Origin of the sequence: Nonlabens agnitus, from assembly GCF_002994045.1 — a bacterium.
Taxonomy (GTDB): Bacteria; Bacteroidota; Bacteroidia; order Flavobacteriales; family Flavobacteriaceae; genus Nonlabens; species Nonlabens agnitus.
Genome location: NZ_MQUC01000003.1, coordinates 980,203 through 1,004,607, shown reverse-complemented (window position 1 = coordinate 1,004,607; position 24,405 = coordinate 980,203). Strand labels below are relative to the sequence as shown.

The 24,405-nt window shown below is 41.5% G+C and carries 22 protein-coding genes; 15 read left to right on the top strand and 7 right to left on the bottom strand.

What is annotated here, in order from left to right:
* Positions 1–110: 110 nt before the first annotated feature.
* Together BST86_RS04595 and BST86_RS04590 are read left to right on the top strand one after the other, a co-directional pair.
* Positions 111–1,748 (top strand): ABC transporter substrate-binding protein, encoded by a 1,638-nt coding sequence (locus BST86_RS04595; protein WP_105982245.1) that lies wholly within the window; start codon positions 111–113, stop codon positions 1,746–1,748.
* Positions 1,748–2,698, top strand: coding sequence for a tRNA dihydrouridine synthase (locus BST86_RS04590; protein ID WP_105982244.1), 951 nt, complete (start codon positions 1,748–1,750; stop codon positions 2,696–2,698). Before BST86_RS04595 ends, BST86_RS04590 begins: the two co-directional genes overlap by 1 nt.
* Positions 2,699–2,949: 251 nt before the next feature.
* Here the strand turns inward: BST86_RS04590 and BST86_RS04585 are convergent, their stop codons facing one another.
* The gene (locus BST86_RS04585; protein WP_105982243.1) at positions 2,950–4,008 is read right to left on the bottom strand and encodes a sialidase family protein; all 1,059 of its coding nucleotides are present in this window, start codon (positions 4,006–4,008) and stop codon (positions 2,950–2,952) included.
* Positions 4,009–4,122: 114 nt separating this feature from the next.
* Between BST86_RS04585 and BST86_RS04580 the strand changes: the two genes are divergently transcribed.
* Together BST86_RS04580 and BST86_RS04575 are read left to right on the top strand one after the other, a co-directional pair.
* Positions 4,123–5,337: an RsmB/NOP family class I SAM-dependent RNA methyltransferase gene (locus BST86_RS04580; protein ID WP_105982242.1), complete on the top strand. Its 1,215-nt coding sequence runs from the start codon at positions 4,123–4,125 to the stop codon at positions 5,335–5,337.
* A gap of 12 nt (positions 5,338–5,349) precedes the next feature.
* Positions 5,350–6,435 (top strand): endonuclease, encoded by a 1,086-nt coding sequence (locus BST86_RS04575; protein WP_146126709.1) that lies wholly within the window; start codon positions 5,350–5,352, stop codon positions 6,433–6,435.
* A 75-nt stretch (positions 6,436–6,510) separates the two neighbouring features.
* Here the strand turns inward: BST86_RS04575 and BST86_RS04570 are convergent, their stop codons facing one another.
* Complete coding sequence (locus BST86_RS04570; protein WP_105982241.1) at positions 6,511–7,518, bottom strand: alcohol dehydrogenase; 1,008 nt, start codon at positions 7,516–7,518, stop codon at positions 6,511–6,513.
* Between the two features lie 217 nt (positions 7,519–7,735).
* Between BST86_RS04570 and BST86_RS04565 the strand changes: the two genes are divergently transcribed.
* The 3 genes from BST86_RS04565 to purL all read left to right on the top strand — a co-directional run bounded on the left by BST86_RS04565 (position 7,736) and on the right by purL (position 12,923).
* Positions 7,736–8,626, top strand: coding sequence for an SMP-30/gluconolactonase/LRE family protein (locus tag BST86_RS04565; RefSeq protein ID WP_105982240.1), 891 nt, complete (start codon positions 7,736–7,738; stop codon positions 8,624–8,626).
* Between the two features lie 4 nt (positions 8,627–8,630).
* Positions 8,631–9,179: a GNAT family N-acetyltransferase gene (locus BST86_RS04560; RefSeq protein WP_105982239.1), complete on the top strand. Its 549-nt coding sequence runs from the start codon at positions 8,631–8,633 to the stop codon at positions 9,177–9,179.
* Positions 9,180–9,281: 102 nt separating this feature from the next.
* The gene (gene purL / locus BST86_RS04555; RefSeq protein WP_105982238.1) at positions 9,282–12,923 is read left to right on the top strand and encodes a phosphoribosylformylglycinamidine synthase; all 3,642 of its coding nucleotides are present in this window, start codon (positions 9,282–9,284) and stop codon (positions 12,921–12,923) included.
* A 123-nt stretch (positions 12,924–13,046) separates the two neighbouring features.
* Here the strand turns inward: purL and BST86_RS04550 are convergent, their stop codons facing one another.
* Positions 13,047–13,916 carry an AraC family transcriptional regulator gene (locus BST86_RS04550; protein WP_105983941.1) on the bottom strand — a complete coding sequence of 290 codons (870 nt, stop codon included), beginning with the start codon at positions 13,914–13,916 and terminating at the stop codon, positions 13,047–13,049.
* Between the two features lie 203 nt (positions 13,917–14,119).
* Between BST86_RS04550 and BST86_RS04545 the strand changes: the two genes are divergently transcribed.
* On the top strand, positions 14,120–14,692 hold the full coding sequence (locus tag BST86_RS04545) for a hypothetical protein (protein ID WP_105982237.1): 573 nt from the start codon (positions 14,120–14,122) through the stop codon (positions 14,690–14,692).
* A 170-nt stretch (positions 14,693–14,862) separates the two neighbouring features.
* On the opposite strand, the gene BST86_RS04540 is transcribed toward BST86_RS04545, so the two are convergent.
* The gene (locus BST86_RS04540) at positions 14,863–15,312 is read right to left on the bottom strand and encodes a KTSC domain-containing protein (protein WP_055412685.1); all 450 of its coding nucleotides are present in this window, start codon (positions 15,310–15,312) and stop codon (positions 14,863–14,865) included.
* A gap of 198 nt (positions 15,313–15,510) precedes the next feature.
* Here BST86_RS04540 and BST86_RS04535 point away from each other — a divergent pair, with 198 nt between their 5' ends.
* The 3 genes from BST86_RS04535 (at position 15,511) to BST86_RS04530 (ending at position 16,741) form a co-directional block, all read left to right on the top strand.
* Positions 15,511–16,104 carry an SET domain-containing protein gene (locus BST86_RS04535; protein WP_105982236.1) on the top strand — a complete coding sequence of 198 codons (594 nt, stop codon included), beginning with the start codon at positions 15,511–15,513 and terminating at the stop codon, positions 16,102–16,104.
* Between the two features lie 96 nt (positions 16,105–16,200).
* Positions 16,201–16,359 (top strand): hypothetical protein, encoded by a 159-nt coding sequence (locus BST86_RS14875; protein WP_172443315.1) that lies wholly within the window; start codon positions 16,201–16,203, stop codon positions 16,357–16,359.
* Positions 16,360–16,372: 13 nt separating this feature from the next.
* Positions 16,373–16,741 (top strand): DoxX family protein, encoded by a 369-nt coding sequence (locus BST86_RS04530; RefSeq protein WP_105982235.1) that lies wholly within the window; start codon positions 16,373–16,375, stop codon positions 16,739–16,741.
* A gap of 15 nt (positions 16,742–16,756) precedes the next feature.
* Here BST86_RS04530 and BST86_RS04525 read toward each other — a convergent pair whose 3' ends face one another.
* On the bottom strand, positions 16,757–18,577 hold the full coding sequence (locus BST86_RS04525; protein ID WP_105982234.1) for an SLC13 family permease: 1,821 nt from the start codon (positions 18,575–18,577) through the stop codon (positions 16,757–16,759).
* A 128-nt stretch (positions 18,578–18,705) separates the two neighbouring features.
* On the opposite strand from BST86_RS04525, the gene BST86_RS04520 reads away from it, so the two are divergent.
* Positions 18,706–19,173, top strand: coding sequence for a hypothetical protein (locus BST86_RS04520; protein ID WP_105982233.1), 468 nt, complete (start codon positions 18,706–18,708; stop codon positions 19,171–19,173).
* Positions 19,174–19,467: 294 nt separating this feature from the next.
* Here the strand turns inward: BST86_RS04520 and lon are convergent, their stop codons facing one another.
* Positions 19,468–21,921 (bottom strand): endopeptidase La, encoded by a 2,454-nt coding sequence (gene lon / locus BST86_RS04515; protein WP_105982232.1) that lies wholly within the window; start codon positions 21,919–21,921, stop codon positions 19,468–19,470.
* Positions 21,922–21,967: 46 nt separating this feature from the next.
* Entirely contained in the window at positions 21,968–22,102 is a 135-nt protein-coding gene (locus BST86_RS15075; RefSeq protein WP_262497912.1) for a hypothetical protein, read from the bottom strand.
* A 94-nt stretch (positions 22,103–22,196) separates the two neighbouring features.
* On the opposite strand from BST86_RS15075, the gene BST86_RS04510 reads away from it, so the two are divergent.
* From BST86_RS04510 to BST86_RS04500, 3 genes are read left to right on the top strand one after another with little or no spacing between them, the layout of a single operon-like run.
* The gene (locus tag BST86_RS04510; RefSeq protein ID WP_231717793.1) at positions 22,197–22,739 is read left to right on the top strand and encodes an RNA polymerase sigma factor; all 543 of its coding nucleotides are present in this window, start codon (positions 22,197–22,199) and stop codon (positions 22,737–22,739) included.
* A complete protein-coding gene (locus tag BST86_RS04505) occupies positions 22,736–23,329 on the top strand; it encodes a hypothetical protein (RefSeq protein WP_105982231.1) in 594 nt (197 codons plus the stop codon). The genes BST86_RS04510 and BST86_RS04505 overlap by 4 nt, the downstream gene beginning before the upstream one ends.
* Positions 23,316–24,395, top strand: coding sequence for a hypothetical protein (locus tag BST86_RS04500; RefSeq protein ID WP_146126708.1), 1,080 nt, complete (start codon positions 23,316–23,318; stop codon positions 24,393–24,395). Before BST86_RS04505 ends, BST86_RS04500 begins: the two co-directional genes overlap by 14 nt.
* Positions 24,396–24,405 lie beyond the last annotated feature (10 nt).

Here is a 24,405-nt window from a genome sequence, read left to right as displayed (position 1 = left end):
ATAGTTTGCAAAGATACTGGCATTTCAAGACAGTAAAAAGTTTCAAAACCCATTTTGCAAAGCGATGAATTATAGATGTTAAAGTCCATCAAACCCCTATCTTTGCTGCCATGAATCGATGGTGGTCTCTCCTACTTTTTTACGTTTTGATTATTGCCTGTTCTGAAGGTTCAGATCAGATTGATTCTACGACTGTTTTCCGTTATAATGAGCATGCCAATATCACAAGTCTGGACCCTGCTTTTTCAAAGGATCAACGCAACATTTGGGCCTGTAACTTGATGTATAATGGTTTGGTCAAACTAGACAACAATCTTCAAGTGGTTCCAGATATAGCTGATTCATGGGAGGTTAGCAGCAATGGTCTTACCTATAGCTTTAGATTAAAGGACAGCATTTATTTTCATGATAATTTCGCTTTCCTGCCTGATCGGCAGGCAGGCGCGAAAGCGAATACAACTTCAACATCACTACACAAAGTAACCGCAGCCGATTTTAAATATGCTTTGGAACGACTTACAGATCCCAGCGTTGCCTCGCCTGGCGCATGGGTCATGAGCAATGTCAAACAAATCAAGGCAACATCTTCCAACGAGTTAGTTATAGAATTGAAACAACCGTTTCCAGCATTTTTAGGATTGTTGACGATGAAGTATTGCTCGGTCATTCCAGAAGCTTCACGATTAGTGGATGACTACGACCGGCGTTCCAATCCCATAGGCACTGGACCATTCTACATGAAGCGCTGGGAAGAAAATGTCAAACTGGTGCTGCGACGCAACGATCATTACTTTGAACGTGATGAAAAAGGAGCACCACTGCCCTATCTGGAAGCTGTGGCAATCACATTTAAAAATGATAAGCAGTCCGAATTTCTGGAGTTTGCCCAAGGTAATCTGGACTTTATAAATGCATTGGATCCCAGTTACAAGGACGAGTTGCTAACCACTCAAGGTGATTTAAAACCTGCTTATGCGTCCAGTGTGAATATGATTAAAGCTCCGTTTCTCAATACAGAATATCTAGGCCTACAACTGGATAGTGACACACCAGAATTACAAAGTTTGAAGTTGAGGCGCGCTATTAATCTGGGCTTTGATCGGGTTCAAATGATCAAATACTTGAGAAACAACATAGGCACACCTGCCACAAAAGGTTTTATTCCAGCAGGATTACCCGCTGGCGGACAGGTGGAAGGTTTTGAATATGATCCAGTAGAGGCTCAAAAATTAGTGAACGAGTACCGTCAGGAAACGGGTGATGAAAATCCGCAAGTGGTGATAAGTACGAATGCAAATTATCTGGATTTGTGCGAATACATTCAAAAGGAATTAGAGAAAATAGGCATTCAGGTCAACGTAGAAGTAATGCCACCATCAACCTTGCGACAAGCGCGCAGTGCAGGTCAATTGGATATTTTCAGATCCAGCTGGATAGCCGATTATCCAGATGCTGAAAACTACCTTTCCCTATTTTATTCTGACAACTTTGCGCCCAACGGGCCGAATTATACGCATTTCTCCAGCGAGGCTTATGATCGCCTTTATGAGCAGGCGCTAGCAAATCCAGATCCTAATTCACGTGAACGTCTATACGTTCAAATGGATTCGCTAATCATTGATCAGGCTGCGATCGTTCCTTTATATTATGACCAGAGCGTAAGGTTCATCAGCAAGAATGTTTATGGACTGGAAACCAATGGGATCAATATTTTGGATTTGACTAGAGTGTATAAAACAGCCCATTGATGCGCGATTTCAAACTACTTTCCTCACCATTACAAGGCTTTACCGATTTTAGATTCCGTAATGCGTTGCATGAATTTTATGGTGGTATTGATACCTTTTATGCACCCTACATAAGATTCAATGGGAAACTGGAAATCAAATCTTCCTATCAAAGAGATCTAGATCCAGAGAACAATCAGGTTCCTGAACTGATCCCACAAGTCATGACGGCAGATGCAGATGAGTTTCTGCTGGCAGCAAATTATATCAAATCCTTGGGCTACAACGAGCTTAACTGGAATCTAGGTTGTCCCTATCCTATGGTGACCAAACGCGGTATGGGATCTGGACTTATCTGCAACCATGAAGGCATTAACCAAATTCTCGAAAGAGTTCATGCAGAAACCGATGTGACCATATCCATGAAGATGCGTTTGGGCTATCACGAGACTACCGAAATTCTAGAAGCGTTTGATACGCTCAAAAAATATCCGCTTAAAAGTATTGCTGTCCACGCTCGTACGGGTCAGCAGCTATATAAAGGTGGCGTGCATCTGGATGCTTTTGAAAAATGCATAGAGCAATCGCCGCATACCTTATACTACAATGGTGACATCACCACGGTAGAGATATTTCAACAGCGACTGGATCGCTTTCCCAGCATTGAACATTTCATGATAGGCCGCGGACTCATCGCAGATCCTTATTTGCCGCTCATGATCAAGCAAAATATTCATGAACACCCATCAGATCGTTGGGAACGATTCAGGGCGTTTCACGATCAGATCTTCACGCAATACGATGCGTTTCTTCAAGGGCCAACGCCCATAAAAATGAAGATGCAAGGATTCTGGGGCTATTTTGCAGAGCAATTTGACAACCCACAAAAGACTTTTAAAAAGATCAAGAAAGCTGGAAATACAAAAAATTATCAGATCGCTGTCAACGAGATCTTGAACTCGGTGAAATAATCTGAATTTACTCCATAAAAAAAAGAGCGATCTCCACCGCTCTTTTTACTAGCGATCTCCACCGCTATATTTTAATAAACAACAAATTTTCAGATTGATTGCTTATTTACTTAAACCGTTATAAATGTAATACGTCGATTCAATTTAGAAGCTCTAGAACTTGTTAATTTATCCTTATAACGGTTTTTAAAATATAACAACCTGTTTATCAATTGTTTGAAATTTAGCTAAAAATGCAGTTTATCGATAGCCTATTTTCGATAAAGTTCAAATCGGCTGATCTGGTTGTTTCCTGCTAACAGTCCTTTCTGATCATTGGTCATCGCAATGGTGTAAAAACCAGTAGTTGATAACTGTTTCCAGTCTTGGCCTTGATTGCCGCTCCACCATATTCCAGGGCTACCTACAGCGATAAGCTCGTTACCACCTGTTTGAGGCACAAAAGCAATGTCGCTGCAATAACCAGGACCATTACCGTCGGCGATGAGCTTCCAAGTTTTACCGCCATCGCGGGTAATCGCCTTATTGGCAATCTTATTATCCTTTGCATTCCAATCGCCGCCTATCATAACTCCTAGGTTTTCGTCATAAAAATCTAACGCATAGATACCAGTCATTTCGCCACCGCTCGTCATAGGCGTTTCTTGAACTTCCCAGGATTTCCCGTGATCTGGACTGTACAATACTCTAGCCGCCTGGCCACCTGTTGCGATCCATATATGCTCACCTTGTAAGGCAATGTTTGAGTTGCTGGCCGCATAAGCCGCTTCTCCTTCTACTATTGTAGGTAATTTATCGCAAGTTATCTTGGACCAAGTATCGCCGCCATCGGTGGTGGTTAGTACCGTAAAACAATCTTCCTGCGGGTCGCCCATGGCAATACCGTCCATGTCGTTCCAAAATTTCATGCTGTCGTAAAATACCTTCTCACCAGATTCTTCATACACCAGCGCCAGTGAATCGTTTTGGTGCGATATCCTATAGATCAAAGCGGGATTTCCAGCCGTAAGGATAAAGGTGTAATCGGCAGTAACCGCGATGGATCTAAATTCCAATTGATCGTTGCCGTTATATACCACACGACCTTTTTGAATGCTCCCTAAAGTGTCATGGAAAGAACCGTAAGTGCTGCGATTACCTGCAAACCAAAAGGTGCCATCCTTCACATCCAGCGCCCTAACGCTCAATGTATCTGTAGATAAAGGTTCCAATTGTATGGAAACATCCTTGGGTGACTGATAATTGGAAGTTGAGTCGTTCTTGCAGGACAGTAATAAACCTGGCAATAGAAATAAGAAGATCTTTCTCATGAATAGGATTGAAATGGATGGTAAAGTTGAGGAATAGTTCGCTTTCGCGAAAGCGATTACAAAAACAACCTTTTAATAACTTTAAGAGCGATGAGATAAATGTATTTTTGCAGCATGAGATTTCACCACAATTTACTTCAGGCAACGGTCGATGCCTTACACAACATATTTAATGACGGCAAATATGCCGATCAAGCCATACAGCGCATTCTTAAAAGGGACACGCGATGGGGTTCTAGAGACCGTGGTTTTATTGCAGAGACGACTTATGACATCGTGCGCTACAAGCGACTCTATGCAGCTATTGCAAATGTCAAAGAGCCATTTAAACCAGCAGATTTATGGCGCATGACTGCCGTATGGATTGTGCTTAAAGGGCATGATGTTCCTGCATGGGAAGAATATTACAACACACCGGTACGACGCATCAAAGGAAAATTTGACGAACTATCAGCCATAACCAAATACCGTGAATCCATTCCAGACTGGATGGATGAAATGGGTAAAGAAGAACTGGGCGAGGAATTGTGGAACAAAGAAATAAGCGCCCTTAACCAGCAAGCTGATGTAGTACTGCGTGCCAACACACTTCAAACAGACGTTAAAACACTACAGGAAAAATTACTCGCGCTAGAAATAGCAACGACTACAGACGAGCGTTTTCCAGATGCCTTGATTCTTAAAGAACGTGCCAACGTTTTTCAAACCGAATTATTCCAAAACGGTCTTTTTGAAGTACAAGATGCTGGATCACAGACCATTGCTCCTTTTGCTCAAGTAGAACCAGGCATGCGTGTCATGGATTCTTGTGCTGGTGCTGGAGGCAAATCATTGCACCTCGCAGCTTTGATGGAAAATAAGGGTCAGATCATCTCTACAGATATTTACAACGGTAAACTTAACGAGCTAAAGCGTCGCGCACGTCGTGCTGGTGCCCACAACATAGAAACCCGATTGATTGACTCGACTAAAGTGATCAAAAAATTGGATGGAAAGATGGACCGACTTGTCATAGATGCACCTTGTAGTGGTCTAGGCGTATTACGCAGAAATCCTGATGCCAAATGGAAACTGGAACCGGAATTCTTGGATAACATAAGAAAAACGCAACAGGAGATTCTACAATCCTACAGTCGTGTTGTAAAACCAGAAGGCATGATGGTATATGCTACCTGCTCCATTCTACCATCAGAGAATGACAAACAGGTCGAGACTTTTTTGAATTCTGAATCTGGAGCTGATTTTGAGTTGTTAGATTCCCAGTCGTTAATGGCTCACAAAGACGGATTTGATGGGTTTTACATGGCCTTGATGAAAAAGAAAAAATAAACTTGTTCCCCTATGAGAATAGCATTACTCTCTACCCTATTTCTAAATGTTGTTCTAGGTGCTGCACAACCGCCAGAAGGTTATTACAGCCGCGCTCAAGGCCTAACTGGCTACGAACTCAAAACCGAACTTAAGGAAATCATTACCAACGGTTTTAATGGACAGTCGTATGGTGATCTTATTGATCTATACCAAACATCTGACAACGATGATTACTACGATGACAATCAATCGTTCACCATTCTGGACATGTATTCTGAAAATCCTGATGGGCCAGATCCTTATGTGTACTCCTTCAACGATAATTGCGGGAATGTAAGTGCCAATGAAGGTGGCTGCTACAATCGCGAGCACCTATATCCACAAGGTTTTTTTAATCAAGAGGACATCATGCGCAACGATGCGCACCACGTCGTACCTACAGACGGTCAAGTGAATGGAAGACGTAGTAACTTTCCTTTTGGCGAAGTGAACAACCCAACCTTTACCTCGCGCAACGGCAGTAAGGTAGGACCATCTGCTACTCCAGGATTTACACAAACCGTATTTGAACCTATCGATGAATTTAAAGGAGACATCGCACGAAGCCTATTGTATTTTGCTACCCGATATGAAGACAACTGGGACGACAGCTCCTGGGATGATAAGGATTCTAATGTAAGCGATCCACGTGGTGGACCCAACAAGAATCAATGGTATGAGCAATGGTTCATCGATCTAATGGTAAAATGGCACAATGAAGATCCTGTAAACCAGCGTGAGCAAGATCGCAACAATGATGTTTTTGAATATCAGAACAATCGCAATCCATTTATAGATAATCCAGATTGGGTCAATCAGATCTGGACTACAACTGCATCTACCAGCGACAATTCCTTTGCTAGAGTAAACATTTTCCCTAATCCATCCACTGGTAGATTTCAAATCATCGATTTGCAAGAATCGGTAACAATTTCAGTGTTTGATGTGTCAGGAAGAATGGTGAAGGCAAATCAAACTTTGGAAGGCAACGCATTTGAAATTAACGGTACAGGTGTATATTTTGTGAAGTTGAATTCAAACTTAGCCAGCAAGACTTTTAAGGTGATCGTGAAATAAGTTAAGAGATATAAAACTAAAAAGCCCAATCAATAATGATTGGGCTTTTTTATTTAGAAAATAAACAAGGTCTATCTATAAACTCATATTGAGCACCGCTCTGAATCTGGTCTCGTTATTCATCATTTTTTCAAAGGCTTCTTTAGCATCCTTCAAAGCAAACTCTTCAATCATAGGTTTGGTGCCTGTCATCGCGCTAAAGTTAAGCGTATCCTCACTATCTGGCGCCGTACCACTAGGCCATCCTTTCAGACTTTTACGTGCTTGAAGCAGTTGCATGGGTGATACTTCCACATTATCAGCGGTCGCTGCAATAAGCAACATCGTACCATCCATGGCGAGGCCATCAACGATGCTCGAGATAGCGTCAGCATGTGGTGCGGTAGCAACGATTAAGTCGGCTCCACCCAATTCTTGTAGCTTTTCTACAGCATCCACATCATCTGTTGCGATAAACTCGTGAGCACCTAATTCTAAAGCTAGTTTCTTTTTATCCTCACTGGTAGAAATGGCGATGGTACGCATTCCCATTTTGTTGGCATATTGAATGGCAAGGTGACCTAAACCACCTATTCCTTGCACGGCTACGGTGTCTCCAGCTCTCAACCCAGCATTGCGCATACCGTTATAAACCGTAATACCGGCACAAAGCAACGGTGCCGCTTCGGTACTTTTAAGTTCGTCTGGAATGGATGCCGCGGCTTCATAAGGTGCCGTCATATATTCTGCATAACCACCGTCATAGGAGATTCCAGAAACTTTTGCATTTTCACAATTAATGAATTTTCCACGTCGACAGGGATCACAGGTAAAACAGTGGCCACCATGCCAGCCTATGCCTACACGCTGTCCTTTCTTAAGACTGGTAACATTTTCGCCCAACTCTTCGATAATACCAACAACTTCATGTCCTGGTGTTCTAGGAAATTCGTTTCCCATTGCACCTTGTTTGACAAAAACATCGCTGTGACAAACGCCACATGCTTCGACTTTTATTAAAATCTCATTACTTTTTGGTGTTGGTTTGTCCATATCAACGACTTGTAAATCGCCGCCTTGTTCTAAAAATCTTGCTGCTTTCATAATAGTTTTTGGTTTGAAGTTAAGTTACAAAGAGAACCGCTGATGTGACTTGAAATTTGAAAAACCTTAACTGTAAAACAAGGTTTATTGGGATCTCGCTTGCGCGCGTGTTTGAACATCAGGCAGTAAAGCGAACTTATTTTTCCAGCTATTTCACATCTATTTCTGTCCCTTTTATCCTAGAATCCGCTTACTTTTAAAGTTTAAGATCGATCTAATGAAATGGACCCAAATTCTCGTCTTGTGCCTGCTGGCTTCCAGTTGTAAAACTCCAGTGAAACGCATCATGACCATGCCTGTCAAACAGGACGCCAAATTGACCCTGATTTCTGAAACAACCAACCTTTCTCATGCCGAATCTGTGGCCTACGATCCTAATTACAATAGGTTATACGTCTCAGTTCAAGGAGAGCAAGAGCCAGGTGATGGTGGTATTGCCACAATTGATGTGGAAGGTAATATCATTGATAACGCTTTTACAACAGGCTTAAACAACCCTAAAGGTATTGCTCTATCAGGTGATTACATTTACGTTTCTGATGTCACAGAACTGGTAGAAATCTCCCGAGAAACTGGAAAAGTTTCTAACCGATATGCCGTAGGTGACGAACAGTTTTTAAACGATGTTGCTGTGGACGATCAAGGTAACGTCTATGTTTCTGACATGCGCAGTTCTTCCATTTATCGTCTGGATTTTGATAAGGTTTTTACCAAATGGCTTTCTAGTCTAGAACTTGAAAATCCCAACGGATTATTAGCTGTAGAAAATGACCTTTACATCGCTGGTTGGGGTTTGCCAGGATCTGAAAATAGCGAAGGAAATACTCAAGGAAGGTTGCTTAAACTTAACATTACCAACCAAAAAATCGATAAGGTAACTGCACTACCACAGGGAAATCTTGATGGTATCCAGGTTTTTGACGACACCCATTTTTTGGTTTCTGACTGGCGCAGAGGCACCATATTCAAAATTTCCAAGTTAGGTGATGTCAAAGTCTTCATGACTTCTGAAGCTAGTGTTGGTGATATTCTTTATTTACGGGATCAAAAACTTCTGGCCTTACCACTCAATCGACAAAACAAGGTACAGCTGTACAAAGTAAACTGATGGTATGAAACGAGAAGCTTTACAACTCAATGAAGATATCAAACTCTTACCCATCGCCATTGATGAGCAGGAACGTTTAAGGCGCATGATGCATCTAATTTATAAACCTGTATATCAGCATTTATGGCAAGATAATGGCGAGGCTTATGTAGAATCCCAGTACAATCGGGATCAAGTGATGAGCGAACTTTCCTTAGAAAATGCCAGATACTATTTTGTAGAGTATAAAGGTGAGGTCATGGGAATGTTGCGCTATCTCTTTGATTGCCCATTTCCTGACAGCCATTATCATAACGTGACAAAACTACACCGCATATACCTGGATCCTGCAACACACGGCTCTGGTATTGGCGCATTGTTAGTGAATTACGTGGTTCAGCAAGCCACGCTTGCAGGGCAAAAATCAGTCTGGTTGGAATGCATGGATACCCAAGAACCTGCCATAAAATTTTACACCAAAATGGGGTTTTATACAGAGCGTCGCTTTCAACTGGATTCTCCAACTATGAAACCAGAATTTCGCGGGATGTTGTTGATGAAAAAGGATCTTTGATATTGTTAAAAAGCTGGTGGTAATTCCGCTTTCGCGAAAGCGTATTCCCATCAAATACCGTCCTAAAAAACTATCTTTGTAACAGCCACAAAAGCGCTCGCAATGATCCATTTTTACGGAAATCCCACCAAGAAAATTTACGCAGTACAGACCTCTTCCCATCTTACTGAAGAAGACGATAAAAAATTACAATGGCTCTTTGCCGGTGCCCCAAAATTAGAGGCCGAAGCCCTACCAGGTTATTTTACGGGACCACGTGCAACGACGATAACACCATGGTCTACCAATGCGGTAGAAATCACCCAAAACATGGAAATCAAAGGCATCACTCGCATTGAGGAGTTTGTTGCCTGTACGGAAAATTCGGCCTACGACAAGATGTTACAAGTCAAGTTTGACGGTCTGGACCAGTCGCAATTTGAAATCAATGTTGCTGCTGATGGTGTTTTGGAAGTAGAAGACATTGCGGCTTACAATATGCAGGAAGGACTTTCTCTAAGTGACGATGAGATTGATTATCTCATAGCGTTGTCAGAGAAGCTGGATCGCAAGCTTACGGATAGTGAGGTTTTTGGATTCTCTCAAGTGAATTCAGAGCACTGTCGTCACAAGATTTTCAACGGGACTTTTATCATCGATGGCGAGGAAAAACCTACTTCTCTATTCAAGCTTATCAAAGAAACGAGCAAGCAAAACCCTAACGAGATCGTTAGTGCCTATTCTGATAATGTTGCTTTTGTCAATGGTCCAAATGCGGAGCAATTTGCACCCAAAACGCCTAACAAACCAGATGTTTATCAAACCAGCCTTTTTGATAGCGTGATATCGCTAAAGGCAGAAACTCACAACTTCCCAACAACGGTGGAACCGTTTAATGGTGCGGCAACAGGATCTGGTGGAGAAATACGCGATCGACTGGCTGGTGGTCAAGGATCTTTGCCACTGGCAGGAACAGCCGTTTACATGACCAGTTATTCCAGATTGAACGATGAGCGTCCTTGGGAAAAGGGATTTGAAGCCAGAAAATGGTTGTATCAAACACCTATGGATATCTTGATCAAGGCGTCTAACGGTGCCAGTGATTTTGGGAACAAATTTGGGCAGCCATTGATCGTTGGGTCTGTGTTGACCTTTGAACATCAAGAAGCTGATCAAAACCTAGGTTTCGACAAAGTCATCATGCAAGCTGGTGGTATAGGTTATGGGAAACGTTCCCAAGCCTTGAAAAAAACACCAGAAACTGGCGACGACATTATCGTTATGGGTGGTGATAATTACCGCATAGGAATGGGCGGCGCTGCCGTGAGCAGCGCAGATACCGGTGCTCTAGATTCAGGACTGGAACTCAATGCCGTGCAACGCTCCAATCCGGAAATGCAAAAACGTGCTGCCAATGCCATACGTGGCCTGGTAGAAAGCGAGAACAACCCTATAAAATCCATTCACGATCACGGCGCTGGTGGACACTTGAATTGTCTATCAGAATTAGTGGAAGAAACTGGTGGTACCATAGATGTAGAAGCACTACCTGTTGGTGATCCTACGCTATCCCGCAAAGAATTGATAGGTAATGAATCCCAGGAACGCATGGGACTGGTCATGGATGCCGGCGATACACCTATCCTAGAAGAAATAGCCGCTCGCGAGCGCGCACCACTATATAAAGTTGGTAAGGTTACCGGCGACAATAGATTCACCTTTAGCGAGAAGGATGGTCGCAGCCCAATGGATCTGGCGTTGGAAGACATGTTCGGTTCGAGTCCTAAAACGATCATGAATGATACCACCATTGCTCGCACATATCAAGACATTTCATACGATCAAAAAGACCTTAAAAAATATGTCGAGCAAGTCCTGAAACTAGAGGCTGTGGCTTGTAAAGACTGGCTTACCAACAAGGTAGATCGTTGCGTGACCGGTCGTGTGGCTAAACAGCAAACCTGCGGCGAGCTGCAGTTGCCACTCAATAATGTAGGTGTCATGGCCATGGACTACCAGGGCAAAAATGGCGTCGCTACCACCATTGGACACGCACCTGTGGCCGCGCTTATCAATCCTGCAGCTGGCTCGCGCAATGCGATTGCAGAGGCATTGACGAATCTGGTTTTTGCACCGCTGGAAAAAGGACTAAAAGGAGTAAGCCTTAGTGCCAACTGGATGTGGCCATGCAACAATCCCGGCGAGGACGCTAGATTATACGCCGCTGTAGAAGCCGTTAGCGAATTTGCCATTGATCTAGGCATCAACATCCCAACAGGTAAGGACAGCTTGAGCATGAAGCAAAAATATCCTGATATGGATGTGCTGGCGCCTGGAACCGTTATCATTAGTACCGTTGGCTCTTGCGACAATATTACAAAAGTGGTCGAGCCTGTTTTACAGCGGGATATGGATGCACCTATTTATTATATCAACATGAGCAGCATGGCTTTGGAGTTAGGTGGCTCCAGCTTTGCACAAACTCAAAATGCCGTTGGAAAAACTTGTCCAGATGTGTTGAATGTTTCCGCTTTCGCGAAAGCGTTTACTTCCATCCAACAGTTCATCAAGCAAGGCAAAGTACTTGCAGGTCACGATGTTGCCAGCGGCGGATTGATCACCACCTTATTGGAAATGTGTTTCCCATCGCAAAATGTAGGAATGGATCTGGACCTGTCTAAATTAGGTGACGATTTGATCAAAACATTGTTCTCTGAAAATGCTGGAATCGTGCTCCAAACCACTGATGCATCGATTGAAAAAGAGTTGGCCAACAGTGGTGTCGCCTTTTACAAAATAGGAACCGCTACCGCAGAAGCCACATTAAAATTCAACGGAAATATGTTAGATATCAACGAGCTGCGCGATGTATGGTATGAGACTTCTCACCTACTCGACCGCCAGCAATCAGGAACAGCCAAAGCCGACGAGCGATTTGAAAACTATAAAAAGCAGCCGTTGCAGTTTGAGTTCCCATCACAATTTGACGGGAAATTACCAGCCTTGCCTGCCAAAAGAATAAAAGCCGCAGTCATAAGAGAAAAAGGTAGTAATTCTGAACGTGAGATGGCGCGCGCCATGTATCTCGCTGGCTTTGAAGTGCTGGACGTCCACATGACCGACTTGATTAGCGGTCGTGAAAATCTGGAAGATGTTCAATTCATTGCAGCAGTTGGAGGCTTTTCCAACAGCGACGTTTTAGGAAGTGCCAAAGGCTGGGCTGGTGCCTTTCTCTATAATGACAAGGCAAATACTGCACTAAAAAACTTTTTTGCTAGACCAGACACCATGAGTATTGGAGTCTGTAATGGTTGTCAATTGTTTGTGGAATTAGGATTGATCCATCCAGATCATGATGAAAAGCCTAAAATGCTTCATAACGACAGCGGTAAGTTTGAATGTAATTTCACGAGCGTTGAGATTGCACAGAACAATTCCATCATGCTGAAATCCTTAGCAGGTAGCAAACTAGGTATCTGGGCAGCGCATGGTGAAGGAAAATTCCAGTTACCCAAGGATCGTAGTGCTTACCAAATACCAGCGACTTACGCTTATGAAGGTTATCCTGCAAATCCTAACGGCTCTGATTATAATGCCGCCATGCTTAATTCAGAAGATGGTCGTCACCTGGTGATGATGCCACACTTGGAACGCAGCACATTCCCGTGGAATTGGGGTTACTACCCATCAGATCGTAAAGATGATGTGGTCACGCCTTGGTTGGAGGCCTTTGTGAATGCTAGGGTTTGGTTGGAAGCTAACTAATTTTCAGACTACTATAAGGTAAGCACTTTAGGGGTTTGAAATGGTCCAAATTCGACTTGGAAACATCTGTCCTCGCCTACTTTTAGGCGAGCAGTTACCAACGAGTTCGTTTTGTTTGTATAATCACCCAACCATCTGCTTTAATCCAGCGCGGTATTTACTGGCGCTTTTACCAGTGACTTCCTTAAACAGTTTATTGAAGTGCGAGAAATTATTGAAGCCACATTCAAAAGCCACATCGCTAATGCTCATAGGACTTTCTGCTAATAGTTTTGTGGCGTGAACCACACGATACTCGTTGACCAGTTTTGTAAAGGTCTTTCCTGTAGATTTTTTGAAGTACCTACAAAACGCTGGAACGGTCATGCTCACCTTATCAGCAATCTCGTCTAGTGAGATGTGCTCCTTAAAGTTTTGGTTGATGTGTTTGTAAATGGTCTCCATCTTAGAATTATTTTGATGGTCGGTTTCAAACACAAACTTTTCGGCATTGAGGATCTCGTAATGTTCGGTAGTGGCCAGCGTATTCAAAATATTCAATAACAGCAGGATACGCTCAAAACCTTCCACTTCATTCAATTGATGAAGCTTGTCTCCTATTTGCTCCTTCACCGGTTTGAGGAACACGATTCCGTTTTTGGCCCTTTCAAACAGTTGTTTGATAGGTTGTGTCGCTGGCCGTTCCAGAAAATCCTTACCCAAAAAGTCAGGTAAAAATTGAACGAGCAGTTCAGAACCGTGATTGGGACTATCCGTATAACCTATATGAGGTAGGTTGGACCCAATCAAAATAAGCTGGCTGTTGTTATAATAAGACATGTGGTTCCCTATGTGGCGCTTGCCTTGACCTTTATCTACATAAACCAACTCTATTTCTGGATGATAATGCCAGAAGGGTTTCCAGTCGATACGCTCTGTGGTGCTCCTGCTCACAAAGACGGTACTCTTCATTTCTGGATGGACTTTCTTGAGGACTGGTTTACGTAATTGCATGTCTTTCATAACACTACAAATGTACTACAACTCAAAAATTCAAATGCTACTCTATTACCCTAAAATTATGGTATTTTAATACGAAAACGTTTTAGTTAATAACCTACATGTTAATTAAGTATATAAAGTGGTCAAATATGATGTTTTCTATGCATGCATAGCTATATAACTTTGCCATGTACAACAGTTAAAAACTGATTACTATGAAAACACTAAAACACATCGTACTGACTGCCTTAATGCTTACAGCACTTAACGGCTACTCCACTGAAATCGAAATCGTATCATCTGCGAGCGTGACCACGCTGCAATTTTCAAATGTCAAGAAAGGACAACAGATCATGATCAAAGATGGGCTTAAAACCGTGCTGTATAAAGAATTTATCAATACAAGCGGAACCTATCTAAGAAAGTTTGACTTAACGGCACTTAAAGATGGAATGTATTTTATTGAATTACATAAAGATTGTGAAATCATTATAAAATCTCTTTACATAGAAAATAACAATGTTATGATAATTCAAGATTCTGAGAGTAAAGAGTTTAAGCCAGTGCTGAAATTAAACAAAGGAACAGTTATGATTTCTCAATTAACTCTAGCTCAAAAACCTTTGAGCATATCATTTTATTATGATGGCGAGCTTATTCATGAGGAAACACTTTCTGGATCGATGATACTTAATGGAGCGTATCAACTCTCTACCGATAAAAAAGGGGATTATGTAGTTTTTATGAAATCTGGCGATCGTACTTATACGAATAACTTTACTCTATAGACTGAGTAAAATAGACGAAGGAAAAATTGAAAAGGCTGCCTATCATGGGTAGCCTTTTCGATTTGATGAAAACGTAGTAAATATCAAAGTCTTAGCGCAAACAATAAAGCGAACACAAAAAAAGCTTCTCTAATAGGAGAAGCTTTATAATTTATAGTCAGTATAGCTGATTATGCCATTTCTTGATCCTTCTTGCTTTTGCGATACAAATAGTCGTTGAAGATATTGCGTTTTGCAAAACGATACCTGTTAGGTGCGTTGATCAACTTTTGAAAAATAGGTTTTTGAACGCCAAAGTATTCATACGTACTACCATCTGTAAAAGTAATTTCCAACACTTGACCTTTGTGGTCAAAATCCTCGATTCCCGTATTGGTAGTGGTTTCCTTATAGGCTTCTAGGTTAGCTTCTTTGGTTTCTGGAGCGATGCTTACCAGAAAATGGTACCCATCAATAATTTGACGGCTCATCACCTCGGCTTCTTCCTTCTTTTCATCACCATCCTGGAATTTATCAGGATGCCATTCTTTGACAAGATTTCGGTAAGACTTCTTAAGCTCTTTAAGCTCAATGGGTCCTTCTACACTAAACATCTTTTTATATTGATTGATACGCTTCATAATCGCATTTTTTAAAACGCGCAAAAGTACGTCCTTAAATTTGATTACAGCATATTGGGATCACAAATAAAATTTTAAGAATTATCAATCTTAATCAATTGTAAATCAACGTATAATATTTTGCAAGTTTAAGAAATAGAAAATGAAAAACTAATGCAGATATACATACATTAGATCTAAAATTTAATCAAAATAAAGGTGATACATCCGCATACCGAAGTACGTTTTATCAGTGAAGAAATAGGCTATGGAGTCGTGGCAAAACAGCTCATTCCAGCAGGTACCATCACATGGGTACTGGACCAATTGGACCGCGAGTTCACGCCCGCACAGTACGAGCAAATGGACTTTGTTTACAAGGAGATCCTCGATACCTACACCTTTAGAAATAACAAGGGAAACATGATTCTATGCTGGGATATAGGCAGATTTGTGAATCACAGTTTTAATTCCAATTGTCTGACCACAGCCTATGATTTTGAAATCGCTATACGCGATATTCAACCAGGCGAGCAATTGACAGACGATTATGGCTACCTAAATATTTCTGAGCCTTTTGAGGCCATGGATGAAGGTACCGACCGCAAAATGGTCTATCCAGATGACCTGACCCGTTACCACGATGTTTGGGATGAGCAGATCAAAAAGGTATTTCACAAAATACCAGAATTGGATCAACCCATGAAGTTTCTGTTAGCAGAATCACTGTGGACTAAAGTACAGCACATTGCCGCAGGCCGTGAACAAATGGCATCCATACTCACCAACTATTTTGACCCAGAAATGGCTTAATTCTGTTATTAATTTTAAATAGTATTCGCTTTCGCGAAAGCGTAACAGTTACAGACTACATCGTACGATTCACCTTTCATTCATTTTTCAAATACTATGCGCTTTACAGATGAGGTTGAAACCAAATTAGCTCCAGACGAATTGGTGTTGAACAATCCTACCTTTGAAGCTTGCAGCATCGTGAGTGTACGTCAGGATGCTTTGAGAATAACAGATCTAGAACGTAGCTTTGTGAACCATTACGCCAGGAACTAATTACTGAATCCCTATGTGGAAAAAGATTTCTCTCATTCTGTTTATCATTTTTTATGGCTTTGCTGGAGTCAACCACTTTTTGAATCCAGAAACCTATGAGGAAGTCATCCCTAATTGGTTGGGAGATGCAGGTGTCATCAACATTCTTGCTGGCGTGGTAGAAATAGCAGTAGCTGTGCTTGCCATTTTTAAGCCTACTAGAAAATATGCCGGATGGATCACGATCGCCATGTTGCTGGCGTTTGTCATCTCGCACGTTTACTTTATTCAATTAGGCCATTGTGCAGGCGGTGTCTGTCTCGATCCATGGATAGGTTGGGTTCGACTGGTTGTTATTCATCCGCTATTGATCTATTGGGCATATGCCATTAGTAAATCCTAAGGCTGAACTTATTTTCTATAGCAAAGTAGAAAGCAAAAGGGTTCCCACAATCCACAATATGATGCTTAAAATACCGCCTATGATTAAAAAGTGCTTGAATTTATAGATTCCAGTACCATAAATCAAGGCGTTGGTTTGATAACCAACAGGCGTAAAAAAGCTGAAGTTTGCCGCAAACATGACGGCAAGAATAAATGGCTTTACCTCTAGGCCAAATCCGACACCAACAGACATTGCAATAGGCGTCATGATGATGGCGGTTGCATTATTGGAAATGGTACCGCTCATCAACATGGTAAACAAAAATATAAGTCCCAGAACGATTATAGGCGCCTGACCTTGAAGGAGATCCAGCAATTGCTCTGATATCCACGTATCTGTACCGGTGTTGTTCATTGCAATTCCCAAAGGAATCATTCCTGCAAGTAGAAAAACAATTTGCCAGTTCACCTTTTGATAGATTTTTTCCAGAGAGATACAATTCGTCAACAACAAAATCCCGATGCCTGTCAGCGCACTGGCAAGAATGGTCAAAACGCCGCTACTGGCTAGACCTATGACCGCTAACAAAGTAAATAACGTGATATATTTTTTGTACAAAGGCACGCTGCTTTTAAGTTCGTGCTCGTTGAGTATCGCCACATTTTCCAAACGTTCCAAGTCTCGCATCGATCCATCCTGTAATTCTAGCAACAATCTATCACCGGGTTTGACTCGTATGTCGTTAATGTTTTTGCGTATCAAGCGCTCTTTAGTATTTCTAATATTTTTACGCTTTTGAATGGCCAGCGGATAAGCGCCGTATAAGGATGACCTACGTATTTTTCTGAGCGTACTACCTATAAGATTGGAACCTGGTAAAATGAGTAGCTCGATATATTTCATGACAGGCGACTCTTCATCCTTTTCCTCAATATTGTTGGCCTGTTGTATTTTATCCTTAGTGTTGCGCTCGTCGTGCAGTAATAAATTTTCCTTTTGGACAAATTGTGCAAGATCGTCAACCGTACCCATCAGGACCAGCTCATCTCCTACTTTTACATTGATGTATTTTCCTGGCGCGTTGACCACCTTGCGATCACGTATCAATTTGATGATGCTTATATCAGGATTTTCTTCAAGGATACTTTCTGATAGTAATTGATCGACCAACTTACTCTCTTCAGTAATGGTCACTGTAAAGATGAATTCCTGCAGTCCATAATTCTCTGCCAGGTCTTTGTTTTTGTCCTTGGGAAGCCATTTTGAGGCGATGGTCATAAATACGATACCGATAATGAGAAATACCAATCCAAATACGGTAAACTCAAAAAATCCCAAACGCTCGGCGCCTAGGTTACGCGCAACAGAGTTCACTATAAGGTTGGTGGAGGTTCCCATCAAGGTACAACTACCACCTAAAATACCAGCAAAAGATATGGGCATCAATAACTTACTGGCAGAGAAATTATACTTAGCCGAGAGCTGTGAAACAATTTTTATAAAAATGATAACCACTGCCGTCGTACTAATAAACGCAGATATACTGGCACTAACAAACATAAATACAGGTGTGATGAGAATTAATGGCAGTATGCTCACTTTTTTTATGCCACTCGTCAACCATTCAATCACGCCGTTATCTTCCAGGCTTATGGCAATCATCATAAGCGACAATACGGTTATGGTGGCAGGATCTGCAAAGCCACTAATGGCTTCTTCTGGCTTTGTAAGACCTAGAAGTACCAGGCTTACGATGATTAAAAATGCAATTTTGTCAATGGGAAACCATTCGGTTAGGAACAGTAAGATGGTCATTCCCAACACACAAAACACTAAAATGATTTCCATTTCCATAAAGCAGCGCTAAGTCTTAAATGTATTTTTTTGTTAGGCTACACCGCTATTAAAGAATTACTAAATTTTAGAAGCTTTTGAAGCGACTTGGCTAACTTCCATGAGTTGCTTTAAAGAAACATAACGAAATGCTTAAACAGAAAGGTTACTCGAGAATCAAATACAGTTGGATCTATGCGTTAATCATAACCGGTTCCATTGTGATCCTTTCTATACTGGTTTTTCAATTAGGCCTGCGTCAGGAATGGTATGTAAAGGCATTGTACATTCCTATAATTTTTTTGGGAATTCTCTCTTTTATTAGGGATGTCGTCTATAACTCTGCGAAAAAATTAAAGTTCAAAAAGCTCATGTTTTACGCTATGCGCACAGGAGTATTTACTTGCGTGTTCCTCTATCCGCTCATTATGTTGTTTCTGATTTATTATTACTCAGACGGCGGCATGATCAAAATGCGCGAGACCGTCATGGGTGATGCCGGTGATTTACGAGTGCTCTTCTCGCTAGAATTGGAGATTTTTATGATCGTAATCTTGTCCGCATTGGTTTCCAGTGCGATTTATTTGAACCGGCAAGACAGACCTGCGGATCTATAGATGGTTGGATTTTTCGCTTTCGCGAAAGCGAAATACCTTTAGATCATAAGAAGCATATTTATCCTATAAAATTTGAAGAAGGCGAGTACTTTAGGAAATTCGCCTATCGAAAATTCAAGTCATTAAAAAACTAGCTCCAGAAGTATGATAATAAATTAGAGATATAGATAATCGATTATAAGTCTTGCTGGTGAAAATTAAGATAGTTACCAATACAAGAGAAAAGGTCATTTTTACTAAAAAGTCCCGATAGCGTGCAACCATCGGGACTTTTTAATTTAAAGGTGATTTGAATTACAATACTTTAGCATTTTTCACCTTCTGCTTAGTCAATGCCAGTTCCAATACATTGCTCATATCGCTTACATAATGGAAGGTCAAGCCTTTTAGATAGTCAGGTTTGATTTCCTCTATGTCTCTACGGTTTTGCTCGCAAAGTAAGATTTCCTTGATTCGGGCTCTCTTTGCCGCGAGGATCTTTTCCTTAATTCCGCCAACGGGCAAGACTTTACCGCGTAGCGTGATTTCACCTGTCATGGCGATGCTTTTCTTGACTTTACGTTGTGTAAATAAAGAAACTAGCGAAGTCAACATCGTGATTCCAGCACTAGGACCATCTTTAGGAGTAGCTCCTTCAGGTACGTGAATGTGAACGTTATATTTCTCAAATATTCCTGGATTGATGCCCAGTTCATCGGCATGTGCCTTAATATATTCCATCGCTATTGTGGCACTTTCCTTCATCACTTTACCTAGATTACCGGTAACGCTCAACTGGCCTTTACCTTTACTTAGGATAGATTCTATAAATAATATATCACCACCTACACGTGTCCAGGCAAGTCCAGTGACCACACCAGCCACATCATTGTTTTCATACTTATCGCGCGTCATGCGTGGTGCACCTAATACTTCAATAATAGTATCGTTGGTGACCTTAAGATCGTACTCGTCTTCCATCGCGATACTTTTGGCAGCATAGCGTACCATTTTTGCGATTTGTTTGTCTAGTGTACGTACACCACTTTCCCTAGTGTATCCTTCAACGATCTTCTCTATTTGTGGTTTCCCTATTTTCAAGTGGTCTTTAGTAAGGCCATGTTCCCTCAATTGTTTGGGTAACAAGTGCCTCTTCCCTATCTCTACTTTTTCCTCTATGGTATAGCCTGTTACATTAATGACTTCCATACGATCGCGTAAGGCTGGCTGGATGGTTTGCATACTGTTGGAAGTAGCCACAAACATCACTTTACTCAAATCAAACCCCATTTCTAGGAAGTTGTCGTAAAAACTATTGTTCTGCTCTGGATCCAAAACTTCCAGCATCGCGCTGGATGGATCGCCGTTGTGCGAACTTCCCAATTTGTCTATCTCGTCCAGTACAAATACTGGATTGGATGTTTTGGCTTTTTTGATGCTCTGTATGATACGACCTGGCATGGCTCCTATATAGGTTTTACGGTGCCCGCGTATTTCTGCCTCATCGCGCAATCCACCTAGCGAAATGCGAACATACTCGCGTCCCAAAGCCTCAGCTATAGATTTTCCTAAAGATGTTTTACCAACTCCTGGAGGTCCATAAAGACAAAGGATAGGAGACTTCATATCATTACGCAATTTCAAAACCGCTAGATATTCTATAATACGTTTCTTGACATCATCCAGACCGTAATGATCACGGTCCAAGATTTTCATCGCACGCTTCAGGTCAAAATTATCCTTAGAATACTCGTTCCATGGTAAGTCCAGGAATAAATCCAAATAGTTGCGCTGTATGGAGAACTCTGCCACTTGCGGATTCATGCGCTGCATTTTGGCCAGTTCCTTTTCAAAATGTTCCTTGACCTTGTCGTCCCATTTTTTGGTTTTGGCGCGCTGGCGCATTTCATCAATTTCTTGATGCGAGCTCACGCCACCACCCAATTCCTCTTGAATGGTTTTCATTTGCTGGTGCAGGAAATACTCGCGTTGTTGCTTATTGATATCAGTTTGCACGCGTGACTGGATATCATTTTTTAGTTCGAGCTTTTGACGTTCAATATTCATGAACTTCAAGGTTTCCAATGCACGTTCTTTAAGATCATTGATCTCCAGTAATCGTTGTTTATCCTCAACCTTTAAGTTCATATTTGAGGAAACAAAATTGACGAGAAAGCTATTGGACTCGATGTTTTTGATAGCAAAACTCGCTTCACTTGGAATGTTGGGACTTTCTTTAATGATCTCTAGAGAAAGCTCCTTAATCTTATCAATAATCGCGTTGAACTCCTCATTATCTGCGGCTGGCCTGGCTTCATCAATCGCTTTGGTAGTTGCTTTTAAATACGGTTTGGTTTCTACGATGGCATCAATTTGAAATCGCTTTTTCCCTTGTATAATGACCGTGGTATTCCCATCAGGCATTTTGAAAACCTTAAGAATACGCGCCACCACACCAGTCTCGTGCAGATCTTCCAGTCCTGGATCTTCTACAGATTCATCTTTTTGCGCCACGACACCTATAGGCTCGTTGGCCTTGTTAGCTTCCTGTAATAATTTTATGGATTGATCACGTCCAGCAGTAATGGGAATCACCACACCTGGAAAAAGGACCATGTTGCGCAACGGTAGGATCGCTAGGGTTTCCGGCACCGCTTCTGCATGCATTTCTTCCTCATCCTTAGAGCTCAACAATGGAATAAACTCAGCATCCTGATCAAATTCCTGCTGTGACATAATGTCTATTTGAAACTTCTTTGGTTTGAACATATATCTTCAAGTCGCCACAATGACAGTGCAGTGCAGCTTATTTAAATTATTTTATTTTGGATCGTTGGAAAGTTTGTAGGTATTTCGCTTTCGCGAAAGCGAACTCATCCACCATCAACCCTTTATCAATCAGCATTTTATTTGGATCTTGTCTCTTGAACAATCTGCATTTCCAAAACATGAATACCGATATTTCTCTTTAAATTTCAAAATCAATGCCATCAACTGTAACATGCAGGCGAAAGTTGCATCTTTAAGACAGAAACACTAACCAAGTGAACCTAACCGAACTAAAAAACGACGTATTTGATCTGTGTGAAAAAGGCGACCGGCGCGCACAAATGCAAGTGTATAATGATTATGCAAAAGGAATGTACCATGTGGCATTACGCATTGTTGAAGATACCGCACAGGCAGAGGACATCATGCAGGAAAGTATGATCACCGCATTCTCAAAAATCCACCAGTGGAATCGTGAAGCCACCTTTGGCAGCTGGCTCAAACGCATCGTGATCAACAACTGCCTGAACTATAAAAGAAAAGCTGGTAGAATGACCACCACGACTTTTGAAGATCATCACGATGCCGTGGATGACACTGAAAACATCGATATGGAGCATGCCGGTTGGACCGCAAAACGCGTCCTGGCAGCCATGAAGGAACTAAAGGATAGCTACAGAGAAGTGCTCACTCTATCGCTTATTGAAGGCATGGATAATGAAGAGATCGCACAGATCATGGGAATCTCGCACGGTATGTGCCGCACGACGATCTCAAGAGCAAAAACAAGTTTAAGAAGTAAAATGGAGTTGATATGAAAGATGAAATGAAAGAGTGGTTCAAGAAGCAGGATTTTGATCTTACAGACTTACCACAAGGACATGAACAACGTTTTCTAGACAAGCTGGAAGCCGCTTGCCAGGAAGAACCCACAAAGGAAGCCGCTGAAAATAATGAGGTACATCAAGAAACCAAACCTAAAGGTCGCATCATAAAAATGTCTGCAATCCTGAAATGGTCTGCAGCTGCCGTGATTGCCTTAATGATAGGTTCTGCCAGTTTTATGGCCGGTCGTTCCCAGACTTATGAACTCAAATCTGTTTCTCCAGAGATGGCTGCCGCACAAAGCAATTATGTAGAAGCGATTGACCAGCAACTGGCGGCCTTGAACCAGCTACAATCACCAGCGACAGAACGCATCATTGCAGATGCTAAAGCCAGCCTGCAAAAACTGGAAACCGATTATAAAAAGATCCAAAAAGATTTTAGGTCCAATAGTGAGAATCCAGCCGTCATTGACGCGATGATCCAAAACTTCAAGACCAGAATTTTATTGCTAGAGGACGCTCGAGCACAGATTAAAGCCAAAGAACAACAACTTAAGAAACAACAAAATGAACTTATATAAAACCCTATTCCTTGTATGGATGATGTTGCCACTAATAGCGGTAGCAAATCCTAACGACAAGTACAGAAAAACCAAAAAGATCAATAAGACCTACAGCGTCAACAGCGATGCTCGAGTGGATATTGAAAATAGCTTTGGCGATGTAACTGTAGCGTTATGGAATCAAAACACCGTAAGCATCGATGTCATCGTTGAGGTAAGCGGTAACGATGAAGATCGTGTTAATGAACGTCTGGAACGTATCGATGTAGATTTCACAGCATCCAAGTCCAATGTGAGCGCAAAAAGCGACATTCCTAATGAAAACTCTGGTTTTATGAGCCTATTCACAGGCAAAAATAAAACGAATACCAAGGTTGACTTTGTGGTGAAAATGCCCATGAATTCACCATTGGATCTTGAAAATGATTATGGTGCCGTGATCATCAAAAAAATGATGGCTCCATTGAAGATGAGCTGTGATTTTGGAAGATTGGAAATAGGCCAATTGTTAAATCCTAATAATGATCTTTCCTTTGACTATACCAAGAGTTCACATATTGATTATATGAAAGGCGGCGTGATCAAAGCAGACTTTAGCGAGTTTAAAGTTTACGGTGCTGGAAACATTGATTTTAGTGGTGACTATACTACAGCGACTTTTGGAGAGATGGAAAACATGAAATATAATTCTGATTTCTCAACCTTTAACATTGAGAAACTCATAAGTGTGGATGGTCGTGGTGATTACAGTAAAGTTACTCTTGACAAAGTAGAGAAAGAAGCTATTTTAAAAGCAGATTTTGGTACAATGACCATCAATGAGTTAAGCAAGGACTTCAAGACCGTAAATATCAAGTCAGATTACACCACCATCAAAATAGGATATGATAAGGAAGCCAGTTTTGAATATGAATGCGATACGGAATTTGGTTCACTTAACTTAGGTTCTGGATTGAACACTGTAAATTCCAAAAAAGAAATGAACGCATCCTACAAGCAAGGTTACCATATCACTCAAGGCAGCTCAAGCAACATTAATATTAATAGCAGTTTTGGTAGTGTAACCCTAAAACCCAGCAACTAAACAATCAACT